Source organism: Pseudomonas sp. PDM25 (assembly GCF_019219045.1).
Lineage (GTDB): Bacteria > Pseudomonadota > Gammaproteobacteria > Pseudomonadales > Pseudomonadaceae > Aquipseudomonas.
This window is the reverse complement of sequence record NZ_JAHUWL010000092.1, coordinates 1-290: the sequence shown is the minus strand read 5'-3', so window position 1 is coordinate 290 and position 290 is coordinate 1. Positions and strand designations below refer to the sequence as shown.

1 protein-coding gene is annotated in these 290 nt (G+C 55.5%); it reads left to right on the top strand.

Annotation, left to right across the window (positions count from 1 at the left end; translation table 11 throughout):
* A partial coding sequence (locus KW848_RS31470) for an inovirus-type Gp2 protein (RefSeq protein WP_218539192.1) occupies positions 1–290 on the top strand: 290 nt, incomplete at both ends.

Here is a 290-nt window from a genome sequence, read left to right as displayed (position 1 = left end):
TGAACGACTTTACCAAACCACTCAGCTCGCACTGAGCGATCATCGCCAGGTGTTCGCACTCCGTTTCGATCTACGCTTTCCTGATGACTCATTGCCCGATTCAGGCAGCACCGTCATTTCCAGGTTTGTCGATTCTTTGACCTTCAGGATCCAGTCAGCTCGCAAGCGTTCAGAGCGCCTGAACGGCTCTGCTCATCGAACCAGTGTCCGCTGGTGCTGGGTCAGGGAGATCGGACAGAAAGGTCGGCCGCACTACCACTTCGTGCTGCTACTCAATCGGGATGCGTACC